Here is a 23,400-nt window from a genome sequence, read left to right as displayed (position 1 = left end):
GTTGCGCACTGCTGGCGTTGACTTCGGCGATTGCTGCGTTGCGGTTGGTGGCTGTGCAGCGGGTGGGACAGCGACAGCAACAGCGACAGCAACAGCGACAGCAACAGCAACAGCAACAGCAACGTCTCGAGCGCGATAGCAGAGGCCCGAGCGAGGGCTAAGGCTACATTCGACGGGATGGCTGGGTGGCTACGCCCCGACCCTCACCCCAACCCCTCTCCCGGGGGGAGAGTGGCTTCAACAGCAGAGGCCTCAACGGCAACGGTAGGCTCAGGCGCGGTAGCAAAATAAACGGCGCGGCCGCAATGCCGCGCCTTTTCTGCCCGAACGCGCTTGCGCTCAGCGGCCGATGCGGGTGCTGAAGCGTGCGGCGTTGTCGGAGGGGTCGGCATCGGCCGAGGCCGAGTTGGCGCTGGCTTCGATCACGATGCTGCGGTCGGCCGGCAGCGGGCGGGTCGGGGTGGTCAGGGTGAACGCGGTGCTGGCGCCCGGCGCCAGGTCGGTGCGGGTGCCGCACTGGTATTGCACACTGCGCAGGCCGTGGGCCTGGCGCACGCACTGCCAGCCGTGCGGCGGCAGCAGTAGCGACAGCACCGACAGCGGGTTGCCGCTGACGCTCAGGCTGGCGCGCCTGACCGGTGCATTGCCATGGTTCACGAGGGCGATGCGGTAGTTGGCGCTGAACGCGGTCAGCGGCAGCGTCGCCGGGCCGTCGATGCGCAGCGCCAGGTTGCCGGCAGGCGCGGCCAGCACCGCCACCGCGGTGCTGGCGCCGTTGTTGCTGCCGTTCGGGTCCTCGGTCTGCGTGGCGACCGAGGCGGCCAGGGTCAGCGTGCGCCCGATCAGGTCGGTGCCGGCCGGTAGCGCGACCTCGAAGCGCGGCGCGGCACCGGCGGCGAACTGCGCCGTGGTGCAGGTCACCACGGTCTGCGCGGCCACGTCCGGGGCGGCGCAGGTCCAGCCGGGGGCGGCGGTCACGGTCGGGGTCGCCGCCGCGTCCAGGGCGAAGGCGACAGCGGCGAAGCAGGCCGCATCCGGACCGGCGTTGCCGGCTTGGACCCTGTAGCGGATGGTGTCGCCGGCGTAGACCGAAGTAGTGGCGGCGTTCGCGGTCACGCTCAGGTCGGCGCGCTGCAGCGGCTTGAGCGTGAGCAGCACCATCGCCGGATCGTGGTCGGACAGCCGCGCCGGCGAGTAGGCGGCGTTGCGCGCGGTGGCCGGGAAGTCGGCGTTGAGCCGCGCATGGCTTTCGCTCAGCGTCGCGACCTGTGCCGAGTTCATCAGCGCGCGGTTGGCCAGGATGTGGTCCAGCGACTGCACGTTGCCGTCGTAGGCGTACGAATAGCTCTGCTCCGGCGTGGACAGCAGGGTCAGGTTGTACAGGTCCGGGGTGGCCAGGTCGGCGCCGTCGCCGTCGACCACGGTCTGCGCGTCGGCCGAGGGCAGGCCGGTGACCGTGCCCATCGCATCGACGTAACCGTCGTTGAACTCGAAGGCGTTGAAGTCGCCCATCACCAGCAACTGTTCGCCGGGGTCGGCGGCTTGCCGCGCCTGCAGCAGGTTGGCCAGGAACACCGCCTGCGCCTGGCGCTTGGCGCGGATGCGCAGGCCGCTGGCGTCGTCGGTCTCGGCGCCGTTGAGCGAACGCTGGTGCACCTCGACCACGGTCAGCGGCAACGTGCGGCCGTCGGCGCAATGCACGATCGCCTTCAGCAGCAGCGGCGGGCGGTCGTTGAGCAGGCTGCTGCCGCCGCCCGGCTCGGTCCAGGTGGTGGCCTTGCCTTCCTGGCTGACCGAGAGCACCTCCACGCGGGCGATGCCGGCGCCGACCGCCGCGGTCTTGACCAGGAAGCCGACGTCGATACCGCCCACGTCGTTGCCTTCCTGAAGATAGGCCACGTACTGCGGGTCGGGCTGGCCGGCGGCGAGCGCGTCGGCGTTGATGCGTGCGGCCAGGGTCTGCAGCACGCTCAGGCTTTCCACTTCCACCGTGCCCAGGATGTCGGGCGTGTTGAGGTAGTTGCGGATCGCCATCGAGGCCTTGTTGAGCCGGGCCTGGTAGGCGGCCGCGGTCAGCACCGGTTCGCCGATCTCCGGGTCGTTCTGGTCGTCGAAGAAGCGTTCCATGTTGTAGGTCGCGACGTTGACGTCGTCGGCCTGCGGCGCCGGGGCCGGCTTGGGCTGGTCGGCGCCGTTGCACTGCACGCTGGGCGCGGTTTCCGGATAGATCGTGTAGCGGCGGAAGCTGTAGTCCAGCGGGCCGCTGACGCCGAGCACCACGCAGCCGCTGGCCACGTCGATGCGCTCGCCGCCGAGGCCGGCGCTGCCCACCGCGATCACCTGCGGGTTGCTGTTCCAGCGTGGCACGTCGGACGGCGATCCGGCCGGCAACGGGTCGGGCTGTTGCACGCCGGCCGTGCGCCAGGCGCGCGGCAGGCCGCTGACCACGGCATGGAACACGCCGTTACTGCTGGCGCTGGCGTTGGTCTCGTTCACGCTGCCGCCGGTAGGCGCGTTGACGGTGAGGCTGGGCACGGTCACGCGCATGCCTTCCAGGCGCTCGAGCTGGTCGTAGGTGCCGTTCGGGTCGGGGAAGCGGGTGGTCAGCGTCACCGCGGCCGGCAGCGGATTGCCGGTGGACTGTAGCAGTACGGTTGGGGTGCCCAACTCGGTCAGTGGCGGCTGGGTCGGGTCGGCGCTCGGCACGTACTCGAGCACGCTGGCCTGCACCCGCACCGCATTGCCCACCGCGGCCTCGGCCGGCGGCGCGCTGCCGGTGTAGACGTAGATGCCTTCGGAACTCTGCGTATCGGCGTCGGCCTGGGCGTCGGGCGCCTGCAGGAAGAAGCCGGCGCTGCGCCGCGCGGTGACGATGCCGCTGGTGGCGACGATCTGCCCGACCAGCGGCGAACGCGCGCCGCTGCCCTGGATGCTGTGGATCGGCACCAGGTTGAAGTCGTCGTTGAGGATCACCCCGCTGGCGGTCAGCGCGGCCGGCAGCGCGCCGCTGATGCCGCTGATGTCGAGGGAGAAGGTTTCGTCGGGTTCGTTGGCGGTGTCGCCGTTGACCACCACGCTGACCTGCGCGCTGCTCTCGCCGGCGGCGATGCTCACATCGGTCGCGGCCAGGGCCTGGTAGTCGCTGCCGGCGCTGGCGCTGCCGTCGCGGGTGGCGACGCTGAAGCTGACCCCGCCGCTGCCGGCAGGCTGGCTCAGAGCGATGGTGAACACGAATGCGCTGCTGCCGCTGTCGCCTTCGCCCCGGCTGAGGTTGGCTACGCTGGCCACCGGCTGGTTGCCGCCGCCGCACAGGTTGGCGGCCGCGGCGCTGTTGCGCGGGGTCGGCGCGGCGGTGGCAAAGTCGGCGTTGTTGTTGTCGCTGTCACTGCAGCCGCCGCTGCCGCGCAGCACCGCCAGGGTGTTGCTCGGCGCGGCGCTCGGCGCGCTGCCTTCGGCGCAGCTGGCGCTGCTGCCGTAGCCGACGAAATCGACGAAATCGACGTTGCCGGCGGGGCAGGCGCCGCTTAGCGCGGTCGCCGCGTTGCTGAGCGCGAGCTTGCCGGCGGTGCCGCTCATCGCGGTGGTGCCGGTGGCGTCCGGCGCCGGCAGCGCGGCACTGCCGCCGCTGCCGTCGGCCTGCTTGACCAGGTAGTAGCCGCCTGCGGCGATGCTGCCGGCCAGCGTGGTGACCTGCCAGCTGCTGCCGGCGGCCGAGGCGTACTGCAGCGACCAGCCGGCCAGGCTCACTGCCTGGTTGCCGTTGTTGTGCAGTTCGACGAAATCGCTCTTGTAGATGGCGCCACTGTTGCCGCCGCCGCCATAGACCTGGCTGATGACGACCTGGGCCTGGCCGGTCCCGGCACAGGCACAGGCAAGCGCGCACGACGACGCTGCAGCACGAAGCAGCATGGTTCGCATGACAAAGACTCTCCCCAATCCTTGAAGACGCACGTAACGGCGATGACCGACGGCGCTCCCCGAGGCGCCGGCTCGATTCTGCCCGAGTTTGCCGCCCGCCGCTGACCGGGATGTGACACGCGTCGCTGCGGTACCCTTGCCGGCCCCGGATCGCCGTCCCCGCCCATGCCCGTCGAACAAAACCAGCGCCCGCTCGAAGCCGGGATCCACACCGACCTGCAAGGCCGCCTGAGCTACGGCGGCTACCTGCGGCTGGACCAGTTGCTGTCCGCGCAGCAACCGCTGTCCGATCCGCCGCACCACGACGAGATGCTGTTCATCATCCAGCACCAGACCTCCGAGCTGTGGCTGAAGCTGCTGGCGCACGAGCTGCGCGCGGCGATCATGCATCTGCAACGCGACGAGGTCTGGCAATGCCGCAAGGTGCTGGCGCGCAGCAAGCAGGTGCTGCGCCAGCTCACCGAGCAGTGGTCGGTGCTGGAGACGCTGACGCCGTCCGAATACATGGGCTTCCGCGACGTGCTCGGCCCGGCCTCGGGCTTCCAGTCGCTGCAGTACCGCACCATCGAGTTCCTGCTCGGCAACAAGAACGCACAGATGCTGCGCGTGTTCGGCCACGACCCGCACGGCCAGGCGGCGCTGCAGGCGGTGCTGGAGGCGCCCAGCCTGTACGAGGAATTCCTGCGTTACCTGACCCGCTTCGGGCATGCGATTCCCGCGCAGTACCGGGCGCGCGACTGGCGCCAGCCGCACGTCAGCGATCCGCTGCTGCGGCCGGTGTTCGAGCGCATCTACGAGAACACCGACCGCTACTGGCGCGAATATGCGCTGTGCGAGGACCTGGTGGACCTGGAGACCCAGTTCCAGCTGTGGCGCTTCCGCCACATGCGCACGGTGATGCGGGTGATCGGCTTCAAGCGCGGCACCGGCGGCTCCAGCGGCGTGGGCTTCCTGCAGCAGGCGCTGGCGCTGACTTTCTTTCCGGAGTTGTTCGAGGTGCGCACCTCGGTGGGGTTGCCGGACGGGCGCGACCTTGTGCCGGGACTCGGGACTCGGGACCCGGGACCCGGTGGCGCGCCGCAGCCGTCTTAGTACGCGCTTGGGTGCCGCTTTCAAACGGTTTGCTCAGGTCGAGGGACGTCTACGAGTCCCGGGTCCCCAGTCCCGACCCAATTTGACGCCAGCGCCAACTGTCGGTGATGCTCGCCCGTTGCCCGGCCTGGCCGGGAATCGCCCCAGCCCATACTGAATACGCAAGGGAACACCGCATGAGCGTTGACGACGTCGCGTCGCACCCCCCAGCCTCACCGCCGCAGCCGCCAGCGCAACCGCCCGAATTCAAGACCCTGCTGGGCCATCCGCGGCCATTGTGGCTGTTGTTCATGACAGAATTCTGGGAGCGCTTCGCGTTCTATGGGATTCGCTGGGCGTTGGTACTGTACATCGTGGCGCAGTTCTATGGCGGCCAGGGTTCTGGCCAGGCCTCGGCGAGCGCCACTTACGGCGCGTATCTGGCACTGGTCTACGCGGCAGCTATCTTCGGTGGTTACGTCGCTGATCGAGTGCTTGGCTACCAGCGTTCCATCCTGGTCGGTGCAGCGGTGATGGCTACCGGCCTTTTCATGATCGCCGTACCGAACCAGCAGGTGTTCGAGCTAGGCCTATCCACGATCATCGTCGGCAATGGCCTGTTCAAGCCCAACATCTCGGCCATGATCGGCAAGCTCTACAGTATTGCCGACCCGCGTCGGGACAGCGGCTTTACCATCTTCTACATGGGCATCAATATCGGCGCCATGGTCTCGCCAGTACTGACCCAGATGTTGGCTGAGAAAGTGTTCGGCACTGTGGCGATGCCGTCTTACAAGATGGTGTTCATCGCCTCCGGCATCGGCATGTTGATAAGCCTGCTGTGGTTCTTTGTCGGCCGGGCCCAGCTCAAGGGTATCGGCGCTGCATTCCCAGGTACCGGCGGTAGCGGCCGCGTCATCGCTGTACTGGTGGGCTGCGTGTTCGCGGTCCCGGTCATCTATTTTGTGCTCGGGGGCGCGCTTGCCAGGTATGTGGCCGATGCGCTGATGTCACTGGGATGGCTGCAACCCGTCCATGTGCAAGGCGCGCTCAACTACGAGAAGACGCTTGCCGCCGCGACGGTGCTGGCCTGGATACTCGGTGCGATCTTCATTGCGCTGTCGGTCATGTTGTTGGTCGAGGGCATTCGCAACGGCAAGGTTGCGCGTGACAAGGTGATCGCGATGCTGATCATCTTTGCCTTCAACGTGCTGTTCTGGATGTTCTTCGAACAGGCTGGCAGCTCTTTCACCTTCCTTGCGGACGAGATCGTCAATCGTCAGCTCGGCGACTGGACCTTTCCCACCGCTTGGTTCCAATCGGTGAATTCGTTGGCTATCATCACCTTGGCGCCGGTCATCGCCTGGATATGGGTCAAGGCTGGCCGCTTCAATCCCTCTATCTCGCGCAAGTTTGCGCTGGGCCTGGGGTTCAACAGCCTGGCGTTCTTGCTGCTGATGTTCGCGCTGTCGAGTCTGGTCAACGATGCCGGCAAGATCCCGTTCTGGACCTTGTTCATGGTCTACGTGATCCAGTCGGTCGGCGAGCTTTGCCTGTCGCCGATCGGCCTGTCGATGGTGACCAAGCTGGCGCCACTACGCCTGGTCGGTTTCGGCATGGGCGGTTGGTTCCTGTCCACCGGCATCGGCAACAATCTGTCCGGAATCTTTGCCGGCCATGTCAGCGGCAAAGATGGGATGACAGTATCTTCCGCCTTGGGCGGGTATACCTTCGGTTTCTGGGCCCTGCTCGGCTCGGGTGTGTTGTTGTTCCTGATTGCACCGTTGATCAACAAGTTGATGCACGGTGTCAAATGACGTGAGGTAGATCGCAATGGCGAACAAGACGATCAAGACGATAGGCAGCGCGGCGGCGCTGATGCTGGCCCTGGGCGGCTGCAACAAGGCGCCTGCGCCGGAACCGGAACAGGCGCCGGCCAAGCCGCTGGACACCTCGGTGCAGAAGCCGCCGGTGGCCGATCCGAACCAGCCGGTGGCCTCGGGCAACACGCCCGCCGCGGCCGACGTGGCCGCGGCGGCGGCGTTGGGCGCGCAGTTCGATCCGAACCGCGATCCGGCCAACGACCTGGAAACGGCCGAGGTGGAAGCCAAGCGCGGCGGCAAGCGCATCCTGCTCGACGTGGGCGGCGAGTGGTGCCCGTGGTGCCACGCCCTCGACAACTTGATCGAGGGCGACGCCGAGGTGCGCAGTTTCCGCGACGCCAACTACGTGTGGGTCAAGGTCAACTACAGCGACGCCAACAAGAACGAACCGTTCCTGGCCCAGTACCCGAAGATCGAGGCCTATCCGCACCTGCTGGTGCTCGATGCCGACGGCAAGCTGCTGCACTCGCAGTTGACCGGCGAGCTGGAGAAGGGCGAGGGCTACGACCGCAAGAAGTTCTTCGACTTCCTCAAGCAGTGGGCGCCGCCGAAGACCTGAGCGTAGCGGCCGACTGCGGAGCGTCGCTCGAATCCTGCAGGAGCGGCTTCAGCCGCGACAGGCCTTACCGACGATGCCTGTCGCGGCTGAAGCCGCTCCTACAGGAACGCGTGTCAGCGCCTGCTTCAGGCGCCGCGCCTCACTTGCCGGTCATGCTCGGCAACCCCTCGGCCGCCAGCCGGTCGATCAACCGGTTCAACACGCGCTGCTCTTCCTCGCTGAACGGCGCCAGCAGGCGGCGCTCGCATTCCAGCACCATCGGCGCGACCACCTGGTAGACCTCTACCCCCGCCTCCGACAGGTGCAGCACCGAGCGGCGGCGGTCGTCGCCATGGGTCTCGCGCTGGATGAAGCCGCGCTCGAGCAGGCGCGCCACCGCGCGGCTCACCGCCACCTTGTCCATCGCGGTGCGTTCGGACACCTCGCCTGCCGACAGCCCCGGGTACAGCGCCAGCACCGCCATCACCCGCCATTCGGTCACTGCCATGCCGTAGCGCTCGCCGTAGACGCGGGCGATGTTGCTGCTGATCCGGTTGGACAGCACGCTGATGCGGTAGGGCAGGAACTGCTCCAGGTCGAGCGAAGGCTGCTCGGGAGCGGGCGGGGTAGAGGAAGTGATCGACGTCATGCTGCATTGCACCTTGCTTTTGGTTTCATATGTAACTATAACCGAGGAGAGTACTGACCATTCTCGCGAGTCTGGCGCCCGTCCGCATCCGAAATTTCGGCCGGGCGCTGTCCGCGTTCTCCAGGAGACGAGCCATGAGCGCACAACCGCAGCATCCGTCCCAGCCGGCCAACCTGGGCATGCAGGTCACCACCTTCGAGAACCCGATGGGCATCGACGGCTTCGAGTTCGTCGAGTTCGCCGCGCCGGCCGGGCAGGGCGAACAGTTGCACGCCTATTTCCGCAGCATGGGCTTCAGCGCGGTGCTGCGCCATCGCAGTCGCGCGATCACCGTGTACCGGCAGGGCGGGGTCAACTTCCTGGTCAACGAGGACCCGGATTCGTTCGCCGCCGATTTCGCCGCCGCGCATGGTCCCTGCGCCTGCGGCTTCGCGATCCGCTTCCGGCATCCGGCCGACGCCGTGTTCGCCAAGGTATTGGAGAACGGCGGCGAAGCCATCGCCGACAAGGCCGACACGCGCGCGGTGCCGGCGCCGGTGGTCAAGGGCATCGGCGACTGCATGCTGTACCTGGTCGATCGTTATGGCGAAAAGGGCTCGGTGTACGCCGAGTTCGAGCCGCTGCCGGGCGCCGAGCCGCATCCGGCCGGCTTCGGCCTGACCTTCATCGACCATCTGACCCATAACCTCTACTTCGGCAACATGCAGCGCTGGTCGGACTACTACGAGCGCCTGTTCAACTTCCGCGAGATCCGCTACTTCGACATCAAGGGCGCCAAGACCGGGCTGACCTCCAAGGCGATGACCGCGCCGGACGGCGTGGTGCGCATCCCGCTCAACGAGTCCTCCGACCCGAAGAGCCAGATCAACGAATACCTCGACGCCTACCAAGGCGAAGGCATCCAGCACATCGCCTGTTTCACCGACGATATCTACGCGACGGTGGAGCGCATGCGCGCGGCCGGCGTGGAATTCCTGGACACCCCGGACGCGTATTTCGAGGTCATCGACCAGCGCATCCCCAACCACGGCGAAGACGTGGCGCGGCTGGCCAGGAACAAGATCCTGATCGATGCCGATCAGGAGACCAAGCAGCGCAAGCTGCTGCAGATATTCACCCAGAACTGCATCGGCCCGATCTTCTTCGAGATCATCCAGCGCAAGGGCAACGAAGGCTTCGGCGAGGGCAACTTCCAGGCGCTGTTCGAGAGCATCGAGCGCGACCAGATGAAGCGCGGGGTGCTCTGACGCGATACCGCGGAGAATTCCGATAAGCGCGCTAGCCCCTCTCCCATCGGGAGAGGGGTTGGGGTGAGGGTACGGTGGCTCAATGAGAGTCAAACCGCCGCTCCCCACTTCAACACTGGAAAACGCACGCTTGCTGCGTCGGACTATGACCGATGCCGAACGCAAACTGTGGAGTTGCCTGAGAGGCGGCCAGTTGCAAGGCTTCAAGTTTCGGCGCCAGTATCCTATTCCTCCCTATGTCGCTGATTTTTGCTGTGTCGCATCCAGGCTGATCGTCGAGCTCGATGGCTCGCAACACAGCGAACCACGCGATGCGGCGAGAACGCGCTGGCTTGAGTCGCAAGGCTGGCGAATCGTCCGCTTCTGGAACAACGATGTGCTGCTGTCGACGGACGCCGTGATTCAGGTAATTTGCGGCGTTATGGTGGCTCCGTACCCTCACCCCAACCCCTCTCCCGATGGGAGAGGGGCTTGATCTCGCGAAGGCTCAAGTTCATGCATGACCATCATCGCTACATGTCCGGCTTCGGCAACGAATTCGCCACAGAGGCCGTACCCGGCGCGCTGCCGGTCGGGCAGAACTCGCCGCAGTGCGTGGCCCATGGCCTGTACGCCGAGCAGCTGTCGGGCACCGCGTTCACCGCGCCGCGCGGCGTCAACCGGCGCAGCTGGCTGTACCGGATCCGCCCGGCGGCGGTGCACGGCGGCTTCGCCGCCCACACCCAGGCCGGCGCTTTCCATAACGACTTCAATGCCGGGCCGGTGTCGCCTGACCAACTGCGCTGGAGTCCGCTGCCGCTGCCGCAGACTCCGGTGGATTTCGTCGATGGCCTGTACACGATGGCCGGCAACGGCTCGGCCGCGGCGCAGCACGGCGTGGCGGTGCATCTGTACGCGGCCAACGCGTCGATGCAGGGCCGTTTCTTCTACGACGCCGACGCCGAACTGCTGATCGTGCCGCAACTCGGGCGGCTGCAACTGTGCACCGAACTGGGCACGCTCGAGGTCGAACCGCAGGAGATCGCGGTGATCCCGCGCGGCGTGCGCTTCCGCGTCGTGCTGCTCGACGCGGAAGCGCGCGGCTACGTGTGCGAGAACTTCGGTGCGCTGCTGCGGCTGCCCGAGCTGGGGCCGATCGGCGCCAACGGCCTGGCCAATCCGCGCGATTTCCTGACCCCGGTGGCCGCCTACGAGGAAGACGAAGGCGATTTCGCGCTGATCGCCAAGTTCCAGGGCCACCTATGGCAGGCGCCGATCGCGCATTCGCCGCTGGACGTGGTCGCCTGGCACGGCAACTACGCGCCGTACAAATACGACCTGCGACGCTTCAACACCATCGGCTCGATCAGCTTCGACCATCCCGATCCGAGCATCTTCACCGTGCTCACCGCGCCCAGCGACACGCCAGGCACCGCCAACCTGGACGTGGCGATCTTCCCGCCGCGCTGGCTGGTGGCGCAGCATACGCTCCGGCCACCATGGTTCCACCGCAACGTGGCCAGCGAGTTCATGGGCCTGCTCCACGGCGTCTACGACGCCAAGGCCGAAGGCTTCGCGCCCGGCGGCGCCTCGCTGCACAACTGCATGAGCGGGCATGGCCCGGACGCGGCGACCTTCGACAAGGCCGCGCAGGCGGACCTGTCGCGGCCGGACGTGATCGCCGACACCATGGCCTTCATGTTCGAAACCCGCGCCGTGCTGCGCCCGACCGCGCAGGCGCTGGCCGCAGCGCATCGCCAACGCGATTACCAGCAGTGTTGGCAGGGCCTGCGCCGCAACTTCCGCGCGCCCTGAGCGCGCGCTTCGCTCAGGCGGCTTGCAGCGAGGCGTGCAGCGGCGCCGGCAGCACTTCCAGCACGCGCTCGCGGATGCGTTGCGCATAGCGCTCGGAGGTCATTTCCGGCATCGCGCGCAAGGCGTGCGCGATCGCTTGCAGCGTGTCGGCGTCCTCGCGCGCGTCGCGCAGCAGCTGCTGCAAGGTGCGTGAGGCGGGATGGCGCTGCAGTTGCAGCAGATCGAGCAGGTACATGCGCGCGTTGAGCAGCGCGCGGCGCGGATCCGCCGGCGCTACGGTCGCTGGTGTCGGCGCCGCGGGCGCGGCGGTGCTTGCGCGGCCATCGTCCAGGTAGCCCTGCTGCAGCAGGGCCTGCACGATCGCCGCGGCATTGCTGCCGCCCAGTGCGGCCAGTTCGTCCACGCTGCGCTGGCCGTCGGCCAGGATCAACACACGCCGCTGGCGCATGTCCAGCGGCGCGGCATGGGATTTCAGTGCGGCGAGGGCGAGGGCGGTCTTGCGCGGATGCATGGCAGCGGTACCGGAAGGTGCGAAGCTTGGCCGCCGGCGGTGAAACATTGATGACAGGCGCTGTGAGGCGTGGCTTCGGCGAGGCAATGGCGCGTGTGTGAGCGCGGCCAGGCGCCACGTTTGGTCGGTGCTGCGATAGCGAGGCCGTGCCCTGTGCACTGTATGGCGCGTGGCGATGCGCGGCATGGGGAGCTTATGGGGGCGGTTTCCGCCGAAGCCGAAGCAGCCTCTTGCCCCGACCCCGACCCCGACCCCGACCTGCGTCGCGCAGGTAGCGGGAGCGGACCCCGCGACGCGATTGCGCAACACCAGGCAGTGCATGCGCGCGGCACGCGCGCTAGCCTATGCGCTGCTCTTGCGAGGAACTGCGATGAAGCCGACCCTGCCCGCCGCCGCATTGCTGCTGCTGGCGCTGAGCGCCTGCGACAAGGCGCCGCCACCGCCGCCGGCAACGCCCGCGCCCGCCACGGCGAACGATGACGCCTTGCCGCCGCCGGCGCTGGACCAGCCCGATACCGACGTCCCCCCGGCGCAGGCCCCTGCCGCGGCGATGCCGCCGCAGATGGCGCAGGCCGAGGGTCAGCTCGCCCGCGACGACGGCTATGGCGAGCTGCGCCTGGGCATGAGCGCGGCGCAGGCGCGCGCGGCCTGGGGCGGCGAACTTGACGGCCAGCCCGGCGCGGCCGGCGGCTGCCATGTGCTCAAGCCGCGCTGGGCCAAGGGCAGTGCCGACTTCGGCCTGATGTTCGAAGCCGACAAGCTGGTGCGTTACGACGTGCGCACCGCCAAGGAAACCGCGCCGGGCGGCGGCAAGGTCGGCATGGACCTGGCGCAATTGCGCGCGCTGTACGCCGGGCGCGTGCAGGAGCAGCCGCACAAGTACATCGAAGGCGGCAAGGTCCTGCGTATCGTTGGCCCCAATGCCCAGTCCGGCGTGCTGGTGTTCGAGACCGACGCCGCAGGCAAGGCGACCGCCTGGCGCGTGGGTCTGCCGCCGCAGGTGGACTACGTGGAAGCTTGCGGCTAGGAAAAGCCAATGCGCGTACCCCCGCAGTTCGCCCATGCATCCCGTCGCAAGTCTCTATAGGAGCAACTTCAGCCGCGACGAACGCAGCGGCGGCCCCGACGATATCGGGTAGTTGCCGTGGCCGATGACCCAAAGTCACGCTGAGCCCCTGTCACAGTTCGCCCAACCGGCCCGCCGCAAGCCCCATGTGGGAGCGACTTCAGTCGCGACGAACGCAGCGGCGACCTCGACGGTTTCGGGCAGTTTCCGCAGCCGATGGCCGCAAGCCGCCCGAAGCTGCCCCCATCCAGCGCTAGCCGTCATCCGTGCAGGAACAACTGCGGTCCTCCTGCGACCATCGGGCTACGGCCGACACCGCCGGCGCCCGGCGTCAACGAATCCGCCTGGCCATCCGCACCATGCCACTGCCACGATGACAGCCGCATCATCCGCGCTGCGCATAGAATCGCGCATCGTAATGGCGAGGGGATGGGCGATGGCGAGCGCGATCGGCTTGGTGCTGGTGGGACTGCTGCTGCTGGCCTTGGGCGGCGATTCGATCGTCAAGGCGGCCTCGGGTCTGGCGCAGCGCTGCGGCGCCTCGCCGTTCGTCGCCGGCCTGCTGCTGGTGGCGTTCGGGACCTCGTTGCCGGAGCTGGCGGTCAATGCGCGCGCCTATGCGGTCGGCGCGCAGGACCTTGCGCTGGGTAACGCGGTCGGCAGCAACATCGCCAACCTCGGCCTGACCCTGGCGCTGGCCGCGCTGGCGGCACCGCTGCTGGTGCGCACGCGGATGCTGGCGCCGTTGCTGCTGGTGCTGGCGGTGGCGACGCTGGCGCTGATCGGGTTCGGCCTGGACGGGGCGATCTCGCGCATGGAAGGCGTGCTGCTGTTGCTGGGCTTCGTCGGCGTGGTGGTGTTCCTGCTGCGCCGCGCGCGCAGCGAAGATGCCGCGCGCCAGCTCGGCCTGTCCGGCTATGCGGTAACCCGGACCGCGCTCGGCCTGAACCTGCTGCGGCTGCTGATCGCGGTCTTGCTGCTGTATGTCGGCGCCAAGCTCGTGGTCGATGCGGCGCCGCGGCTCGGCGCCGCCTGGGGCTTGTCGCCGCTGCTGGTGGGCCTGTTGCCGGTGGCGATCGGCACCGCGCTGCCGGAAGCCGCCGCAGCGATCGCCGCTGCGCGCCGCGGCCAGGGCGACATGGTGGTCGGGCATGTGCTCGGCTCCAGCCTGTTCAACCTGCTGGTGGTGATCGGCGGCATGGCGGCGCTGCGCCCGTTGCCGCTGCCGGCCTCATTCGTGCGTCTGGAATTGCCGGCGGCGGTGGCGCTGAGCGTGGTGCTGTATCCGATGCTGCGCGGCGACATGCGCATCAGCCGCGGCGAAGGCGCGGTATTGCTGGTCGCGTTCCTGGCCTGGATCGGGCTGGAAGTGGTGTTGGTGGGGTGAGGCGGGACCGGGGACTCGGGACTCGGAAAAGCGGGGAACCGGTTGCCGGCTGTGCTCCCATGCAGACGACGCCACCTGTAGGAGCGGCTTCAGCCGCGACAGGCTCTACGGGTAGATTCTGTCGCGGCTGAAGCCGCTCCTGCAGGGCTGCGCCAGCGCGGCTAGCGCTCGTCGTCCGGCTGCGCCGGCGGCGGCAAGCCTTCCTTGTCGGCATGGTCGCCGCTGTTGGGCACCTGCGGCCGCTGCTCCATCATCAGCGACAGCGCCGCCTTGGCCATCATATGCGCGCTGATCGGCGCGGTGATGAACAGGAAGGCGGTGATCAGCAGTTCGCGCGGCTGCGGGTCCTGGCCCAGGAACAGGTGATAGCCGACCGAGGCCAGCAGCACGCAGCCCACGCCCAGGGTGCTGGCCTTGGTCGGCGCATGCAGGCGCTTGAAGAAGTCCGACAGCTTCACCAGCCCCAGCGCGCCGAGCAGGATGAAGCCGCAACCGACGATCAGCAGCAGCGACAGCCCGACCTGCAGCAGCGCGATCATTCGACGATGTTCCGGCGCAAGACGAACTTGCTCAGCACCACGGTGCTGCCGAAGCCGAGCATGGCGATGACCAGCGCGGCCTCGAAATACACCGGCGAATCCAGGTACATGCCGAACAGCATCAGCTCGGCGATCGCAGTCACCGACAGCGTGTCCAGCGCCAGGATGCGGTCGGGCACGGTCGGCCCGCGCAGCAGCCGCCACAGCGCCAGCAGCATCGCCAATGCCACCACGTGCATGCACACGGCGATGGTGCCATCGATGAACATGTGGCCGGTCATGGGAAGATCTCCATCAGGGGCGCTTCGTAGCGCGTCTTGATCTGCCGGATCACGGTCTCGGCGTCGTCCAGGTGCAGCACGTGCACCAACAGGTATTTGCGGTCGTCCGACAGCGCCGCCGACACCGTGCCCGGGGTCAGCGTGATCATGCTGGTCAGCGCGGCGATGCCGTGGATGTTGGCGATGTCCAGCGGCACCCAGATGAAGCCGGGGTGGATCCGCGATTCCGGACCCAGCACCTGCAGCGCCACCACCACGTTGGAGCGCACGATGTCCCAGGCGACCACGCACAGCATCTTCGGCACCGAGCGCAGCGAGCCGATGCGCGCGAACTCGCGGTCCAGGCGCGCGGCGAACAGCGGCACCGCCACGCCCAGCAGCGCGCCCAGCAGCAGCTGACCCAGGCCGAAGCTGTCGCTCATCAGCAGCCAGAACACGGTGACGGTGACGCTCAGCGGCCAGGACGGGAACAGGCGGCGCAACCAGGGACGGCGCATGTCAGGGCTCCCGCAGCGCTGGCGCGGTCGCGCGCAGTTCGGTGGCGTAATCGGCCGGGCGCAGCAATTGCGCGGCGGCGGCCTCGGTATAGCGCAGCATCGGCCCAGCGGCGACGGTCATCGCCACGCCGTAGCCGAGCAGCAGCAGCGTCGCGGCGGTTTCCAGCGGCCGCGCGCGCGCCTTGCGCGGCTGCGGCGGCGGCAGCTGTTCGATGCCGTCGTCGTCCATGTGCTGGTCGCCCGGCACGCGCCAGAACAGGCGCACGCCGGCGCGGGTCAGGCCCATGATCACCATCAGGCTGCTGAGCAGCACCGCGGCCCACACCGGGCCGACATTGCTCGCCGGCGTGGCGCTGAGGATCGCGAGCTTGGCCAGGAAGCCGGACAGCGGCGGCAACCCCGCCACCGACACCGCGGCGATCAGGAACAGCACACCGGGCACGGTCTTGCCCGGCAGCGGCGCGATCACTTCCTTGCGGTCGCTGGCATCGCCGCGGCGGCGCCGGATCAGGTCGGCGACCAGGAACAGCGCCGCGGCCACGAAGCTGCTGTGCGCCAGGTAGTACAGGCCGGCGCCGAGCGTGCCCGGCGCGTCCAGCGCGAAGGCGATGAACAGCGTCGCCGCCGACACGATCACCAGGTAGCCGACCAGCACCCGCAGGCGCACTGCGGCCAGCACCCCGAGCGCGGCCAGCAACAGCGTGCCGATGCCCAGCCACAGCAGCCAATCGCGCGCGTAGCCGTCCAGCGCCTGCGCCTGGTTGCCCAGGATCAGCGTGCTCACCCGCAGCACCGCGTACAGCCCGACCTTGGTCATCACCACGAACAGCGCCGCCACCGGCGCCGGCGCGCGCGCATAGGTTTCCGGCAGCCACAGGTACAGCGGCAGCAGCGCGGCCTTGGCGCAGAACACCAGCAGCAACAGGCCGAAGCTGGCCTTGATCAGGCGCAGGTTCTCCGGCGGCGCCTGGGCGATGCGCTGCGACAGCTCGGCCATGTTCAACGAGCCGAGCAGCGCGTACAGCAGGCCCAGCGCGATCAGGAACAGGGTCGAGGAGGTGACGTTGAACACCACGTAGTGGAAGCCCACGCGCAGGCGCAGGCCGCGCCCGCCGCTGAGCAGCAGGCCGTAGGAGGCGATCAGCATCACCTCGAAGAACACGAACAGGTTGAACACGTCGCCGGTCAGGAACGCGCCGTTGAGGCCAACCAGCTGGAACTGGAACAGCGCGTGGAAGTGTGGCGCGCGCCGGTCCCAGCCGGCGCAGGCATGCAGCAGGCAGGCCGCGGCGAGCAGGGTGGTGGTCAGCAGCATCCACGCCGACAGGCGGTCGGCCATCAGCGCGATGCCCAGCCGCGACGGCCAGTCGCCGAGCAGATACACCTGCACCTGGCCGTCGCCGGCGCGCACGAACAGCGCGATCACCGCCGCCGCCAGCGCCGCCATTGCGGTCCAGGCCACCGCGCGGCGCACGTGGCGCCCGTAGCGGCGGTGCTCCACGAACAGCGACAGCGCCGCGCCGAGCAGCGGGATCAGGATCGGCAGGAGCAGCAGATGGTTCATAACGCGCTGTCGCCGTCGTGATCGACGCGCGCATCGACGTGGTCGCTGCGGTTGTCGCCGCGGCTGCGCATCGCCAGCACGATGCTGACCGCGGTCATCGCGAAGGCGATCACGATCGCGGTCAGCACCAGCGCCTGCGGCAGCGGGTCGGCGTGCTCGGCCAGGGTCGGCGCGATGCCGTCGCGCAGCACCGGCGCCTTGCCCTGCACCAGCCGCCCGCTGGCGAAGATCAGCAGGTTGGTCGCATAGGACAGCACGGTCATGCCCAGGATCACGTCAAAGCTGCGCGCGCGCAGCAGCAGGTACACGCCGACCGCAGTCAGCACGCCGATCGCGCTGGCCAATGCCAGTTCCATCAGTGCATCTCCCCGGTGCGGGCCGAACGTTGCGCCGGATCGATCTCGCCGCGCTGCGAGGCGCGCGTGCGCGAGGGCTTGATCGTGCCCATCATCGACAGGGTCAGCATGGTGCCGCCGAACACCACCAGGTACACGCCGGTATCGAAGCCCAGCGCGCTGGCCAGCGGGATGTTGCCGATCAGCGGCACGTAGAGGTCGTAGTGGCCGCTGGTCAGGAACGGCACCCCGAACAGCATCGAGGTCATGCCGCTGAGCGCGGCCAGCAACAGGCCCAGGCCGATGCAGCGGATGTAGTCGAAGCCGAAGCGCGATTCCACCGAGGCCGCGCCCTGGATCACGTACTGAATCAGCAGCGGCACCGCCAGCACCAGCCCGGCGATGAAGCCGCCGCCGGGCGCATTGTGGCCGCGCAGGAACAGGAAGATCGACACGGTGAGGGTCAGCGGGAACATCAGCTGTGCCAGGTCGGCCGGCACCGGCAGCTTGATCGGCGGCCCCGGCATCACTTTTTCCGGCGCCATCCGCGCGCGCCGCAGCAGCGCATGCACCACCAGCGCGGCGATGCCGAACACGGTGATCTCGCCGAAGGTGTCGAAGCCGCGGAAATCGACCAGGATCACGTTGACCACGTTGCGCCCATAGGCCTCCGGCAGCGCGCGCTGCAGCAGCTCGCCGGCCATCGTCGCCGCCGGTCGGGTCATCACCGAATACGCCAGTAAGGCCATGCCGGTGCCGGCGGCGATCGCCAGCGCCGCATCGCGCAACTTGCGCCAGCGCTGCGGCTCCACCGGCGAGGCCTTGGGCAGGTAGTTCATCGCCAGCAGCATCAGCACCAGCGTCACCATCTCCACCAGCAGCTGGGTCAGCGCCAGGTCCGGCGCCGACAGGAACACGAACACCAGGCTCACGCCCAGGCCGCTGCCGCCGATCACCAGCACCGCCAGCAGCCGCTGCCGGTACAGGAACAAGGTGGCCAGCGCGCAGCTGACGATCAGCAGCCACAGCGCCCAGCCCAGCAACGGCATCGGCTGCGGCGCCGGCCACTGGCTCCACAGCGGCGGCGCGGCGACGAACGGCGCCGCCGCGACCACCACCGCGCTCAGCAGCAGCCAGCGCAGGCTGCGCTGCAGGCTGCCGTTGTTCAGCACGCGGGTGAAGCGCGCAGCGATGCCGAACAGTGCGTCCACCTGCCAGTGGAACACGCGCTTGCCCAGCGAGCGGCGCACTTCGGTGTACAGCACGGTCAGCCGGCGCAGGCCGAAGTACAGCGCCACGCCGCCGACCACGCCGGCGATGCTCATCGCCAGCGGCGCGTTCCAGCCATGCCACACCGCCAGGCTGTAGTCGGGCAGCGCATCGCCGAGGATCGCCCCGGCCGCGCTGCGCAACACCGGCGCCACGGTCAGCGCCGGGAAGATGCCGACCGCCACGCACACCAGCACCAGCACTTCCACCGGGATCTTCATCCAGCGCGGCGGCTCGTGCGGCAGCGCCTCCAGTTGCCGCGGCCCGCTGCCGAAGAAGGTTTCGTAGACGAAACGCAGGCTGTAGGCGACGCCGAACACGCCGGCCAGCAACGCCGCGGTGGCGGTGAACACGCGCATCGCCACCGGGCCATCGGCGTCCAGCGCCTGCGCGAAGAACATCTCCTTGGACAGGAAGCCGTTGAGCAGCGGAATGCCGGCCATCGACAGCGAGGCGATGATCGCCAGCGCGCTGGTGAACGGCATCCAGCGGCGCAAGTTGCCGAGCCGGCGCATGTCGCGGGTATGCGTCTCGTGGTCGATGATGCCGGCGGCCATGAACAGCGAGGCCTTGAACACCGCATGGTTGAGGATATGGAACACGCCGGCCACCACCGCCAGCGGCGTGGACAGGCCGAACAGCATGGTGATCAGGCCCAGGTGCGAGATCGTCGAATACGCCAGCAGGCCCTTCAGGTCGTGCTGGAAGATCGCGTACCAGGCGCCGACCAGCAGGGTGACCGCGCCGACGCCGCTGACCGTGTAGAAGAACAGGTCGCTGCCGGCCAGCGCCGGGTGCAGTCGCGCCAGCAGGAACACGCCGGCCTTGACCATCGTCGCCGAATGCAGATACGCCGACACCGGGGTCGGCGCGGCCATCGCATGCGGTAGCCAGAAATGGAACGGGAACTGCGCGCTCTTGGTGAAGATGCCAAGCAGGATCAGCCCCAGCGCCCACGGATACAGCGCGCTGGCGCGGATCGCGTCGCCGGCAGCGAGCACCGCATCGAGCTGGTAGCTGCCGACGATGCGCCCGATCAACAGGATCCCGCCGAGCAAGGCCAGGCCGCCGCCGCCGGTAATCACCAGCGCCATGCGCGCGCCGTCGCGCGCATCCTTGTGATGCGACCAGAACCCGATCAGCAGGAACGAGCTGATGCTGGTCAGTTCCCAGAACACCATCAGCAACAGCAGATTGCCGGCGATCACCATGCCCAGCATCGCGCCCATGAACAGCAGCAGGTAGCCATAGAAGCGCGCCGCGTTCTCGCGCGCGCTGAGGTAGTAATGCGCGTACATCACCACCAGCGCGCCGATCGCCAGCACCAGCCCGGCGAACATCCACGCCAGTCCGTCCAGGCGCAGCGAGAACTGCAGCCCGATCTGCGGCAGCCAGGCGTGGTCGGCGCGCACGATGCCGCCGCCGAGCACGGTCGGGGTCAGCATGCCGAGCAGGATCAGCCCGGCCAACGGCGCCGCCGCGGCGACCCAGGCCAGCGTGGCGCGCGAACGATGGCGCAAGGCGATGACGGCCGCCGCCATCAGGAACGGCAACGCCAGCAGGATGTCCAGAACGGGAATCATGCAGGCAATACGGGATTCGCGCGCAGGAGCCCGAGTGTAACAGGCGCTTCCCGGCGCTGGCCTGCGAGGGTGATCGGCGCATGCAAGCTCATTTTTTCACCATAGCGCAGGCCGGGTGATGCGCGTGCGAGCGCGCAGGCATTGGGCGCAGCGGCGCGCGCTCGCTATGCTTGCGCGATGACCGACCTGCCCATCACTGCCGCTTCCGCCACCACGCTTGCCTGCGCGACGGGAGCGCGCGTGGCGCTGCTGTTCGGCGGCAGCGGTCAGATCGGCGAGCGCCTGTTGCAGGGCTTGCTGGCTGCGGGCTGGCAGGTGCATGCGTTCTCGCGCACGCCGCAGCCGCCGCGCGCCGGCCTGCATTGGCATTTGGGCGAATTGAGCCAGTTGCAGGCGCCGCCGGTGCAGGCCGGGGCGATCTTCAGCTGCGGTCCGCTGGATGCGTTCGCCGACTGGTACCGGCGTACGCCGCTGCATGCGCGGCGCGTGGTCGCGTTCGGCTCCACCAGCCTGGAGGTCAAGCGCGATTCGCTGGATGCCGCAGAACGCGATGTCGCGCGGCGCCTGCGCGAGGCCGAGGCCGCGCTGTTCGCCACCGCGGCCGAGCGCGGCGCTGCGGCCACCGTGCTGCGCCCGACCCTGGTCTACGGCGCTGGCCGCGACCGCACGCTGAGCGCGATCGCCACGCTGGCCCAACGCAGCGGCTGGTTCGTGCTGCCGCACAGCGCGCGCGGCCTGCGCCAGCCGGTGCACGTGCAGGACCTGGCCAACGCGGCGCTGGCAGTACTGGCACATCCGGCCACGCACGGCCGCAGCTATGCGCTGGGCGGCGGCGAAGTGCTCAGTTACCGCGCGATGGTGCGGCGCGTGCTGGCCGCGCTGCAGCCGCCGGCGCGACTGCTGTTGCTGCCGCATATCGTGTTCGCGCTGGCCCTGCGCATCGCCCATGCCGGCGGCCGCCTGCGCGGCATGAACCGCGCCGCGCTGCAGCGCATGGGCGATGACCTGGTCTTCGATCTGGCGCCGGCGCAGCGCGATTTCGGCTATGCGCCGCGCGTCTTCGTGCCCCATGCGGCGATGCTGGGCGTGGAGCGTTGAGCCGAAGGCAGGTGCAGCACCCGCCTCAGTAGCGCCAGTCCATGCGCCGATAGAACTTGGCCAGCACCCAGGCCGGCCCGATCAGCAGATACACCAGATCTGTGAGGAAGCTGGGCCTGCGGCCTTCCAGTGCATGCCCGACGAACTGCGCGATCCAGGCCGCCACGAACACGCCTACCGCCAGCCACAGCAGGCCTTGCAGGCCGAGCCGCGCCTCCAGCAACCGGCACAGGCAACCGCAGAAGAAGAACGCGGCCAGCATGCCGTAGCCCAGCGGCCGCGACAGCCGGTTGTAGAACATCCACGCCGCGAACATGCCCAGTGCCGCCCACAGCCCGCTCTGGAACCAGCTGCCACCGACCGGGATGCACCACAGCAGCGCCACTACCGACCACAGGATCGCCGGCACCGCGAGCACATGGATGCGCTGGTTGGCGACATGGCGGTGATCGTCGGAATAGCTGGCGAAATAGCGGTCGATCGGGCGCGCGTAGGCGGTGGTATCCATCGTCCCTCCCAGGAGTCGAGCCAGCATAGCGCCATCCTGGCGGTGGCGCGGAGACAGCGTTGGCCGGCGTTTTCCTTGCCGTTTCAGCGGCTACGGCCTGACTCGATCTGCAGCGGTGTCGCAAGCGCATGCCTTGCGTCTGCGCGATGGTCGCGCGAGCGTCGGCGTTGCAGCCGGCAAGCGCGATGCGGGAAGCTGCCTGTGCGGCGCGCGCCACGCTTCAGCGACGCTTGGCGCGCGCCGCATCGCGCTCAGTCGATCGAAATCCCCGCCAGCCGCTGCAGCGCCTCGGCGTACTTGCCGCGGGTGCGGTCGATCACGTCCTGCGGCAGGCGGGGGCCGGGCGCGGTCTTGCCCCAGTCCAGCGTCTCCAGGTAGTCGCGCACGAACTGCTTGTCGTAGCTGGGCGGGCTGCTGCCCACTTCGTAGTCGTCGGCCGGCCAGTAGCGCGAGGAATCCGGGGTCAGCATCTCGTCCATGATGTACAGGCGGCCGTCGACGTCGGTGCCGAACTCGAACTTGGTGTCGGCCAGCAGGATGCCGCGTTCGGCGGCGAAGTCGGCGGCGAAGCGGTAGATGCGCAGCGTGGCGTCGCGCACGCGCTCGGCCAGTTCGGCGCCGACGGTCTTGACCATCGCGTCGAAGTCGATGTTCTCGTCGTGGTCGCCGACCGCGGCCTTGGTCGAGGGCGTGAAGATCGGCTCGGCCAGTTTCTCGGCCTGGCGCAGGCCATCGGGCAGCTCGATGCCGCTGACCTTGCCGGTGCGCTGGTAGTCCTTCCAGCCGCTGCCGATCAAATAGCCGCGCGCGATCGCCTCCACCGGCACCGGCTTGAGCTTCTTGGTCACCACCGCACGCCGCGCGTACAGCGCCGCGTCCACGCCGGCGGGCAGCACCGCGGCCACGTCGATGCCGGTCAGGTGGTTGGGCATCAGGTGCTCGGTCTTCTTGAACCAGAAGTTGGAGACCTGGCACAACATCTCGCCCTTGCCGGGAATCGGATCGGGCAGCACCACGTCGAACGCGGACAAACGGTCGGTGGCGACCATCAGCAGGTAGTCCCCGGACGGGGCGTCGGCAGGCAGGCGGTCGCGGGGGAGATCGAATACGTCGCGGACCTTGCCCCGGTGACGCAACGGCAGGCCGGGCAGATCGGATTGCAACAGCGTGGTGGACACAGGCACTCCTACGGACTTCGCAATGGCGGCTGTCCCGGGACCCGGCGGGCCCGCGGCTCGACAGCGGGCCGCGTAGTGTACGGCCGGAAAGCCCCGCTGTGCCGTAAAATGCGAGGCCTTGTCCGCCGAGCCCGCCCTCGCTCATGCACTGGTACGGAAAACTGCTCGGCGCCATCGTCGGGGCGCTGCTGTTCCGGCCCAATCCGGTGGTCGGCGCGGTGCTCGGGCTGCTGGTCGGGCACGCCTTCGATGCTGACTGGTTCAAGTTCGGCCAGCGCGACGATCCCTACCGCGAGCTGGGCGTGCGCCGCGACGCCACCGATGCCGAGATCGAACTGGCCTATCGCCGGCTGATGTCCCAATACCACCCCGACAAGGTTGTCGGCGGCAGCCCGGAGCTGCGCGCGCGGGCCGAGAAGAAGGCCAGCCAGCTCAACACCGCCTATGACCGTATCCGCACCCTGCGCAAGCGCTGAGACCTCGC

The 23,400-nt window shown here is 68.5% G+C and carries 21 protein-coding genes; 10 read left to right on the top strand and 11 right to left on the bottom strand.

The features are described 5' to 3' along the window. Positions 1-339: 339 nt before the first annotated feature. The gene (locus E4A48_RS15645; protein WP_142742743.1) at positions 340-3,918 is read right to left on the bottom strand and encodes a lamin tail domain-containing protein; all 3,579 of its coding nucleotides are present in this window, start codon (positions 3,916-3,918) and stop codon (positions 340-342) included. Positions 3,919-4,083: 165 nt separating this feature from the next. On the opposite strand from E4A48_RS15645, the gene E4A48_RS15640 reads away from it, so the two are divergent. From E4A48_RS15640 to E4A48_RS15630, 3 genes are all read left to right on the top strand, one after another. Continuing rightward, positions 4,084-5,010, top strand: coding sequence for a tryptophan 2,3-dioxygenase (locus tag E4A48_RS15640; protein ID WP_039008211.1), 927 nt, complete (start codon positions 4,084-4,086; stop codon positions 5,008-5,010). Positions 5,011-5,186: 176 nt separating this feature from the next. Next, positions 5,187-6,806, top strand: coding sequence for a peptide MFS transporter (locus tag E4A48_RS15635; RefSeq protein WP_142742742.1), 1,620 nt, complete (start codon positions 5,187-5,189; stop codon positions 6,804-6,806). Positions 6,807-6,822: 16 nt separating this feature from the next. Beyond that, positions 6,823-7,431 carry a thioredoxin family protein gene (locus tag E4A48_RS15630; RefSeq protein WP_142742741.1) on the top strand — a complete coding sequence of 203 codons (609 nt, stop codon included), beginning with the start codon at positions 6,823-6,825 and terminating at the stop codon, positions 7,429-7,431. A 139-nt stretch (positions 7,432-7,570) separates the two neighbouring features. Here the strand turns inward: E4A48_RS15630 and E4A48_RS15625 are convergent, their stop codons facing one another. Continuing rightward, entirely contained in the window at positions 7,571-8,059 is a 489-nt protein-coding gene (locus E4A48_RS15625) for a MarR family winged helix-turn-helix transcriptional regulator (protein WP_039008205.1), read from the bottom strand. Between the two features lie 134 nt (positions 8,060-8,193). Here E4A48_RS15625 and hppD point away from each other — a divergent pair, with 134 nt between their 5' ends. The 3 genes from hppD (at position 8,194) to hmgA (ending at position 11,100) form a co-directional block, all read left to right on the top strand. Beyond that, entirely contained in the window at positions 8,194-9,306 is a 1,113-nt protein-coding gene (hppD, locus tag E4A48_RS15620) for a 4-hydroxyphenylpyruvate dioxygenase (protein ID WP_039008203.1), read from the top strand. A 145-nt stretch (positions 9,307-9,451) separates the two neighbouring features. Further along, positions 9,452-9,781, top strand: coding sequence for an endonuclease domain-containing protein (locus tag E4A48_RS15615; protein WP_230812667.1), 330 nt, complete (start codon positions 9,452-9,454; stop codon positions 9,779-9,781). Between the two features lie 20 nt (positions 9,782-9,801). Next, positions 9,802-11,100 carry a homogentisate 1,2-dioxygenase gene (hmgA, locus tag E4A48_RS15610; RefSeq protein ID WP_142742740.1) on the top strand — a complete coding sequence of 433 codons (1,299 nt, stop codon included), beginning with the start codon at positions 9,802-9,804 and terminating at the stop codon, positions 11,098-11,100. 13 nt (positions 11,101-11,113) lie between these two features. On the opposite strand, the gene E4A48_RS15605 is transcribed toward hmgA, so the two are convergent. Then, positions 11,114-11,611, bottom strand: coding sequence for a hypothetical protein (locus tag E4A48_RS15605; RefSeq protein ID WP_058196622.1), 498 nt, complete (start codon positions 11,609-11,611; stop codon positions 11,114-11,116). Positions 11,612-11,981: 370 nt separating this feature from the next. On the opposite strand from E4A48_RS15605, the gene E4A48_RS15600 reads away from it, so the two are divergent. Beyond that, positions 11,982-12,638 carry a lectin gene (locus tag E4A48_RS15600; protein WP_142742739.1) on the top strand — a complete coding sequence of 219 codons (657 nt, stop codon included), beginning with the start codon at positions 11,982-11,984 and terminating at the stop codon, positions 12,636-12,638. Positions 12,639-13,113: 475 nt separating this feature from the next. Continuing rightward, positions 13,114-14,064: a calcium/sodium antiporter gene (locus tag E4A48_RS15595; RefSeq protein ID WP_142742738.1), complete on the top strand. Its 951-nt coding sequence runs from the start codon at positions 13,114-13,116 to the stop codon at positions 14,062-14,064. A gap of 161 nt (positions 14,065-14,225) precedes the next feature. On the opposite strand, the gene E4A48_RS15590 is transcribed toward E4A48_RS15595, so the two are convergent. From E4A48_RS15590 to E4A48_RS15565, 6 genes are read right to left on the bottom strand one after another with little or no spacing between them, the layout of a single operon-like run. Beyond that, positions 14,226-14,603: a Na+/H+ antiporter subunit G gene (locus E4A48_RS15590; protein ID WP_039008194.1), complete on the bottom strand. Its 378-nt coding sequence runs from the start codon at positions 14,601-14,603 to the stop codon at positions 14,226-14,228. Continuing rightward, positions 14,600-14,884 (bottom strand): K+/H+ antiporter subunit F, encoded by a 285-nt coding sequence (locus tag E4A48_RS15585; RefSeq protein ID WP_004426328.1) that lies wholly within the window; start codon positions 14,882-14,884, stop codon positions 14,600-14,602. Before E4A48_RS15585 ends, E4A48_RS15590 begins: the two co-directional genes overlap by 4 nt. Next, positions 14,881-15,381, bottom strand: a complete 501-nt coding sequence (locus E4A48_RS15580; RefSeq protein ID WP_039008193.1) for a Na+/H+ antiporter subunit E — start codon at positions 15,379-15,381, stop codon at positions 14,881-14,883. Before E4A48_RS15580 ends, E4A48_RS15585 begins: the two co-directional genes overlap by 4 nt. A 1-nt stretch (position 15,382) precedes the next feature. Further along, positions 15,383-16,945: a monovalent cation/H+ antiporter subunit D gene (locus tag E4A48_RS15575; RefSeq protein WP_142742737.1), complete on the bottom strand. Its 1,563-nt coding sequence runs from the start codon at positions 16,943-16,945 to the stop codon at positions 15,383-15,385. Beyond that, positions 16,942-17,301 (bottom strand): Na+/H+ antiporter subunit C, encoded by a 360-nt coding sequence (locus tag E4A48_RS15570; protein ID WP_142742736.1) that lies wholly within the window; start codon positions 17,299-17,301, stop codon positions 16,942-16,944. Before E4A48_RS15570 ends, E4A48_RS15575 begins: the two co-directional genes overlap by 4 nt. Beyond that, positions 17,301-20,132: a monovalent cation/H+ antiporter subunit A gene (locus tag E4A48_RS15565; protein WP_142742735.1), complete on the bottom strand. Its 2,832-nt coding sequence runs from the start codon at positions 20,130-20,132 to the stop codon at positions 17,301-17,303. Before E4A48_RS15565 ends, E4A48_RS15570 begins: the two co-directional genes overlap by 1 nt. Positions 20,133-20,324: 192 nt before the next feature. On the opposite strand from E4A48_RS15565, the gene E4A48_RS15560 reads away from it, so the two are divergent. Beyond that, positions 20,325-21,230 (top strand): SDR family oxidoreductase, encoded by a 906-nt coding sequence (locus E4A48_RS15560; RefSeq protein WP_409976381.1) that lies wholly within the window; start codon positions 20,325-20,327, stop codon positions 21,228-21,230. A 25-nt stretch (positions 21,231-21,255) separates the two neighbouring features. On the opposite strand, the gene E4A48_RS15555 is transcribed toward E4A48_RS15560, so the two are convergent. Further along, on the bottom strand, positions 21,256-21,738 hold the full coding sequence (locus E4A48_RS15555; protein ID WP_142743189.1) for an Mpo1 family 2-hydroxy fatty acid dioxygenase: 483 nt from the start codon (positions 21,736-21,738) through the stop codon (positions 21,256-21,258). Positions 21,739-21,989: 251 nt separating this feature from the next. Continuing rightward, a complete protein-coding gene (locus tag E4A48_RS15550) occupies positions 21,990-22,916 on the bottom strand; it encodes a phosphoribosylaminoimidazolesuccinocarboxamide synthase (protein ID WP_058196732.1) in 927 nt (308 codons plus the stop codon). A 143-nt stretch (positions 22,917-23,059) separates the two neighbouring features. Here E4A48_RS15550 and E4A48_RS15545 point away from each other — a divergent pair, with 143 nt between their 5' ends. Next, positions 23,060-23,392 carry a J domain-containing protein gene (locus E4A48_RS15545; RefSeq protein ID WP_039008185.1) on the top strand — a complete coding sequence of 111 codons (333 nt, stop codon included), beginning with the start codon at positions 23,060-23,062 and terminating at the stop codon, positions 23,390-23,392. Positions 23,393-23,400: the final 8 nt, after the last annotated feature.

This window comes from Xanthomonas translucens pv. cerealis (genome assembly GCF_006838285.1).
GTDB classification, from domain to species: Bacteria; Pseudomonadota; Gammaproteobacteria; order Xanthomonadales; family Xanthomonadaceae; genus Xanthomonas_A; species Xanthomonas_A cerealis.
This window is presented reverse-complemented; position numbering and strand designations above follow the sequence as displayed.